Raw genomic sequence first — 6,401 nt, 5'->3', positions numbered from 1 at the left:
CAAGAGAAATCCCCTGCGCCCTGCGAGGAGCCCTTACCATCAAAATATTTGTTCCCAAAGAAGATAAAGTCTCTTCCACATTTCGTCTTGCCCCGGTTCCAAGCGCCAACATGGTAATAACCGCCGCAACCCCGATCATTACACCAAGAATGGACAAAAGAGATCGGAGTTTATTATTTATTATAGAAAGATACGCTTCATAACAGTAATTCTTGATTCCGGCAAAACTTAATAATCGGCTTTTAGGAATTTTATCAATTGAAATCTTTTCACTTAGGTTGACATTTTCTTTCTTTCCACTTTCAGAATATGCAGTTTTAACGGTTTTTCTTTCATCGCCTACGATTTGTCCGTCGCGCAAAGTTAAAACACGTGATGCCCATCCGGCTATATCATGTTCATGTGTAACCATTATAATAGTGTGTCCCTGCTCATTTAGCTCTTTCAAAAGGCCCATAATCTCCTGCGAAGATTTTGTGTCAAGGTTCCCTGTAGGTTCATCTGCTAAAATAACCAAAGGTTCATTTGACAAGGCTCTTCCAAGCGCTGCTCTTTGCTGCTGTCCACCCGAAAGTTCATTTGGCCTATGCTTCAACCTGTCACTTAGGCCTATTTTTTTTAAGTTACTTAAAACATATTCCCTTTTTGAGGATTTGTGTTCACTGGAATATATAAAAGGAAGCATTACATTGTCTACAACATTTAATTTTGGAAGAAGGTTAAAACTTTGGAAGACAAAACCAAAAAACCGGTTTCGCAAAAAGGCAAATTGTTTTTCTCCCATCGAAGAGATGTTTTTATTTAAAAGGAGATATTCTCCGCTTTCTGATTTGTCAAGAAGACCAAGGATCGCCAAAAGGGTAGATTTTCCGGAACCTGACGGTCCCATAATCGCGATAAATTCGCCAGGCTCAACTTTTAAAGAGAGCCCTCGCAAAGCATAAACGGGAAGTTTGCCACCAATATAATAAGTCTTATGAATATCTTTTAATTCAATGAGTGACAACCCTCATCCACCTTTTTTCTTTATTTGTTAGTTTTATGGCTAACCACCTTCTCCCAGAGGGAGAAGGATTTTCAAATATTTTGACAATCATTTATAACTCCCTCTCCCTCTAGGGAGAGGGTTCTTACCTATTAACCCTCAAATTGTCTGTAAATTGGGTGAGGGCTATTTTTTCTTCGCGAAAGGATTTATCGGACCGCGACGGCCAGATTTGCTCTGCAAACTTTCAAGCATTTTTGCCGTAGGAATGACTACTTCATCTGTTGCTGACAATCCGTTTATGATTTCAATATTTAAATTATCTTCCATTCCTGTCTGTATTTGGACAGATTTTGTTTTTTCCTTTTCCTCCACAAAAACATATGTCTTATCCCCCATTTTTTTAACTGCGTTAAGAGGCAACACTAAAATATCACTTTTTTCTCCTAGGATAAAATTAACAGTCGCGCTCATCCCCGCCCTAAAAAATGACGGGACACGGTTTGGAATTACATCGACATCATAAATTGTTACATTATTTACAATGGTAGATTCATACGCGATATGCTCAACTTTTCCCGATATCTGCTTATCAGAATATGCATCTAGAACTATATTTACCTTTTGACCCAAAGAGATGCTCGCCAAATCGGTTTCATCCACCTGCGCTTTTACTATTAGATGATCTGCCATTACAATTATCGGGTCGGCAGCAGTCACTGTCTGACCCGGCTCAATTGCCTTTTGAATGACAAAACCATTTAACGGGGCGATGATGGGAGTGGGCTTATATACATCTTCCCAATGTTTGACTTCTTCTTCCCCTTTTGCCCTTGCGGCATCAAGGAGGGCGGCGCGATCAGACGAGCTCATGTAGGCAATAATCTGGCCTTTTCTTACATTCTGTCCTTCCACAACCATAATTCTATCTACCCGTCCAGCAAGAGGAGGCTTTATCTCAAGTCTGTTTCGCGGCTCAACAATTCCTGTCGACTGGATCTGCGCTTTTATTGTACCTCTTTCCACCTTTACTTTCTGCAAAACCTCCTCCTCTTTTCCAGAACAAGAAGAAATTGTTAAAGTAGCGATTAAAAGTAAAATACCAAAGAAAACATTTCGAATTGTCATTTTTTCCATCCCCCATATGTTTTATACCACAATGCTTCGGCCAAAAGTAATGATTCTTTGCTTGATAAGATGCTTTTTTCTGCCTGCACATAAGAGTTTTCAATGCGATACCACTCGTCATAAGTCGTCAATCCGTTAAGATACTTGGTCTTGGTTATTTTTTCTCTTTCTGTTGCCGCATTAAGTGAAATTTTTGCGACATTAAAAGCTTCAAAAGCATCTTTGTATCCCAAATAAGCTTCTTCAAGAGAATAGCGCAAAGTATAAACAGAACTGGCAAAATCTTCCTTGGCTTTTTCAAGATTTTTGCCTTCAATTATTCTGTCAGCAACATTGCGTCCACCAGGAAACATCGGAATGGAAACAACAAGGCTCCAAGATCTAGTTTCACTTGTCGGCGGCCAATCAGCGCCACTATTGCCATAACTGGCATTTAGTGAAAGCGAAGGTAAAAATCCGGAAATAGATGCTTGATAAGATACTTCTGCAAGTTTCAGCTGTTTTTCCAAAATAAAATAAGATGGAGTTCCTTTGAGAAGAATTTCAAAATCAACAACTGTCGGCTCGGAAAGAAATTCCGGTTCTTCAACTCTCAAAATATTATCAGAAATAAGCTGGGAAAGTTTAAGCCGTGCAATGGTTAAGCCTCTTTTAGCCGAAGAGAGGTCATAGCCTGCAGAGGCTTCATCTGCTTGCGTCGTCAAATAATTTCCTTTATCCTCCCTCCCGCTGTCATATCTAAGCCCTATCAGTTTTGTGTTTTCCTTACGCTTTGCAAGTATCTCGGAAAGAAGTTTAATCTTTTCCTGTAAAAACAGAACATCAAGAAAAGCTTTGCGCAGGTCATAATAAACAGAAGCCTTGGTTATTGCAAGGTTTGCTTTTTGATATTCAAGGTTTGCATAAGAAGATTGAATATTATATATATCTCCTACATTTGGAAGAATATATTGAGATACATTTAAACCATAAGAATAACTTTTTGATTCCGCTGTAGTCATAAACTCATAGTCAGTCATTCTAGCAAAAGCAGAGATTTGAGGAAAAAATACAGTATAAGCTTTTCTGTATGTCCATTCGGAAGAGTCAACCTGTTTTTCCGCGCTTTTTAGCTGGTTGTTATTTTGAGACGCGGCAGATAGAGCTTCGCTCCAAGTCAACGAAAAGGCCTGCATGGATAAAATCAAAACGACAAATAAGGTAAAAGTAATTTTTAAAACCACAATAGATATTATAGCCCTTTCTTACATGATTAGACAACCAAGAATTAAAAAAGGTTCCAAGAGGAGAACTAGAAATCGGTTAACCCCGATTATCCTGGGGTTAAATTCGTTTGCCTGGAATTATTTACCCCGATTATTCATAGACGAACAGAATTCTAGCAGAGTATTGAAAATTTTTCCAAGTATGAATAATCGGGGTTTATTTTCTCTATTTTATTATCCCAGCTTTTTCCTAAACCTCAAAATACTCAAAGTCAAAACTACAACGGCAATAACAAAAAGAGGCCAAATGTCAGGCCATAAATAGTTTAGCCCGATCCCTTTTAAAAACAATCCTCTGACTATTGATAAAAAATACCTAAGAGGAATAAAGATAGTAAGAAATTGTATCGGTTTTGGCATGTTGGCAATCGGGAATATAAATCCTGACAATATAAAAAAGGGCATCATTATAAATGAGCTTGCCATTATAGCCTGCCTTTGAGTCTGCGATATAGTAGAAATAAAAACACCGATTCCAAGACCTGCGCTTGCAAAAAGAAGGCCAAGAAGAAAAAGCAATAAAATACTCCCTTTCATAGGAATGCCAAATAAAATGGTAATAGCTAAAAAAACTAAGGCTATATCAGTTAAGGCAACTATTATAAACGGAATCAGTTTTCCCAAAATAAGTTCATAAGATTTGAGAGGCGTTACTATAAGCATCTCCATTGTCCCATTTTCTTTTTCTTTTACTATGGCCGCTGTCGTTAAAAACATGCTTACAAGCATAAGAATTTGAGCAAAAATCGCGGGGACCATAAAATTAATACTCTTTAATTCCGGGTTGTACCATACCCGCTGCTCCAAATTCACCCCAACACTTTGAATCTCCTGATCAAACCTGTCACCCCCCATTTCAAAACGGGCAAGTTTTTTTTGCAAAAGAGCATTTGAATTTATAAAATTAATCCGCTCAATATAACTTTGTATAATTGTAGCAATGCTAGAATTGGAGCCATCAATGATTGCCTGGACATCAGCGCTTTCATACCTTGCAACTTTTCTGCCAAATCCGTGGAGAATTACAATGGCAAGTTTCACTTTCCCGCGATCAAGCAGATCTGTCAGCTCTCTTTGATTGTGGACATAATAATTTATGTTAAAATACCCTGAGTTCTTAAAACTTTGTATATAATTTCTGCTGTAAGAAGAGCGGTCTTGATCCAAAACCGCTGTTTTAACATTTTTAATGTCGGTAGATGCAACATATCCCAAAAAAATAAGTTGTATCATGGGGGCCAGAATGGCAACAAAAAGCATCCTCGGATCCCTGAAAAATTGTATGAATTCTTTTTTTATAAAATGAAATAGCCTACTATCCATCACTTAATCCTCTTTTTAAATCTTCTAACACTCATAATAATAAAGAAAAGACTTAAAATCGTCATAAGGAGCATTTCAGGCCAAAATGCGTTTAAGCCTACCCCTTTTAAAAACAGATCACGTAAAATTTCAAGATAGTAACGGGCCGGGATAAAAAGCGAAACACCTTGAAGGATAAACGGCATATTCTCTATAGGAAAAACAAATCCAGAAAGCAAAAGGGATGGCAACATTGTAGCTAGAGTCGCAGTCTGCATTGCTTCTTGGCTTGTTTTCGCATTTGTTGATATTAAAACTCCAAGAGCCATTGCTCCCGTTAAAAAAATAAGCGAACTTAAAGTTAAAAGAATAAGATTCCCTTTAAACGGAACATGAAACCATAAAACTCCTATTATAGTTACAAGTAAAACATCAAAAAAAGCTACAAGAACATACGGGATTATTTTCCCTATCATAAGCTCATTTTTTCTTATCGGACTTACAATCAAACTTTCCATTGTCCCCTGCTCTTTTTCAGAAACAATCGTTAATGAGGTTAGACTTGCCGACATCTGCATTAAAATTATGCAAATTAATCCGGGGATAAAAAAATTGATACTGCGTAGAGTCTCGTTGTACCAGAATCTTGTAACCAAATTTACAGGAGAGGTTGAAAAGTTTTTGATTCCTCGTTTCTCAAATTTGGTTTTGACCAAATCCTGATAGTATCTTTCTGTAATTGAACCTATGTAACCTATGGCGGAAGATGCAAAGTTGGGGTCCGAGCCATCAAGAAGAACCTGAACATTTGCCTTTTTACCGTTTTTAATATCATGTGAAAAGAAAGGAGGTATATTAAAGATTGCCTTTACATTCCCGCTGTCAAGTTCATAAGAAAATTGTGATGTCGATGATAAATTCTTAACAAGAACAAAATAGCCGCTACTCAAAAACCTGGACATAAAATCACGGCTTTCTACGCTCTTATCTTGATCAAAAAGAGACAAAGGGATCTCCTTTACGTCAAATGTAGCTGCATATCCATAGATAAAAAGCAAAAGAACAGGCATTGCAAACATAAGAGCAAGTGACCTGAAATCCCTCAGCAAATGCAGAAACTCTTTTTTTATGATCGGGATAAGACGGTCAAACATCCTTATTTTTTTTCCTCTCCCTTTCCACCAAAAAGACAAAAACATCTTCCAGTGAAGGGATTATCTTTTCAATTCGTTTGATTTTTATGTTTTTGTTTTCCAGAAAATATCTAATTTCATCTATGTCTTTTTCCTTTTCAACTACAACATGGAGAAAAAGTCCATACAATGTAATATCCAACACCTTTTGTTCTCTACGCAGCTCTTCTAATCCCGCCATAACATTGTCACATTCAATTTCAAGAAGAAGATTGGTCATTGTCTTTGTTTTCAGGTTATAAGGGGTATCGCAGGCTATTATTCTACCTCCACTTATTAAAGCTATCCTGTCGCATTGTTCCGCTTCATCCATATAATGAGTAGAAACCAGAGTTGTAACCCCTCTGTCTGAAATATCTTTTATGATTTTCCAAAATTTTTTCCTCGAGATAGGATCTACTCCGGCAGTAGGTTCATCTAAAAAGACGATTTTAGGATTATGGATCAACGCGCACCCAAGAGCCAAATGCTGCTTTATGGATGTGGCAAGATTACAAGTTAGCTCCTTTTCTTTTCCAATAAGTTCAG

At 37.4% G+C, this 6,401-nt stretch carries 4 protein-coding genes and 2 pseudogenes; all 6 read right to left on the bottom strand.

Annotated elements, in window-relative coordinates:
- The 6 genes and pseudogenes from A2290_02840 to A2290_02815 all read right to left on the bottom strand — a co-directional run bounded on the left by A2290_02840 (position 1) and on the right by A2290_02815 (position 6,401).
- Positions 1–1,006 (bottom strand): annotated as a pseudogene (locus A2290_02840) (hypothetical protein).
- A gap of 165 nt (positions 1,007–1,171) precedes the next feature.
- Positions 1,172–2,113, bottom strand: coding sequence for a hypothetical protein (locus tag A2290_02835; protein OGC13914.1), 942 nt, complete (start codon positions 2,111–2,113; stop codon positions 1,172–1,174).
- The gene (locus A2290_02830) at positions 2,110–3,336 is read right to left on the bottom strand and encodes a hypothetical protein (GenBank protein OGC13913.1); all 1,227 of its coding nucleotides are present in this window, start codon (positions 3,334–3,336) and stop codon (positions 2,110–2,112) included. Before A2290_02830 ends, A2290_02835 begins: the two co-directional genes overlap by 4 nt.
- A 216-nt stretch (positions 3,337–3,552) precedes the next feature.
- Positions 3,553–4,701, bottom strand: a complete 1,149-nt coding sequence (locus A2290_02825; GenBank protein ID OGC13912.1) for a hypothetical protein — start codon at positions 4,699–4,701, stop codon at positions 3,553–3,555.
- Positions 4,701–5,834 carry a hypothetical protein gene (locus A2290_02820; GenBank protein ID OGC13911.1) on the bottom strand — a complete coding sequence of 378 codons (1,134 nt, stop codon included), beginning with the start codon at positions 5,832–5,834 and terminating at the stop codon, positions 4,701–4,703. The genes A2290_02825 and A2290_02820 overlap by 1 nt, the downstream gene beginning before the upstream one ends.
- A pseudogene (locus tag A2290_02815) lies at positions 5,827–6,401 on the bottom strand (hypothetical protein). The gene A2290_02820 and the pseudogene A2290_02815 overlap by 8 nt, the downstream one beginning before the upstream one ends.

It is taken from the genome of candidate division WOR-1 bacterium RIFOXYB2_FULL_36_35 (assembly GCA_001771505.1).
Lineage (GTDB): Bacteria > Margulisbacteria > WOR-1 > XYC2-FULL-46-14 > XYC2-FULL-37-10 > XYB2-FULL-36-35.
The sequence above is the reverse complement of the archived record's forward strand: the minus strand, read 5'-3'. Positions and strand labels throughout refer to the sequence as shown.

Coding starts and splice junctions, on each gene's coding strand:
- A2290_02835 (OGC13914.1), bottom strand. CDS start 2,113: ATGACAATTCGAAATGTTTTCTTTGGTATTTTACTTTTAATCGCTACT.
- A2290_02825 (OGC13912.1), bottom strand. CDS start 4,701: ATGGATAGTAGGCTATTTCATTTTATAAAAAAAGAATTCATACAATTT.
- A2290_02820 (OGC13911.1), bottom strand. CDS start 5,834: ATGTTTGACCGTCTTATCCCGATCATAAAAAAAGAGTTTCTGCATTTG.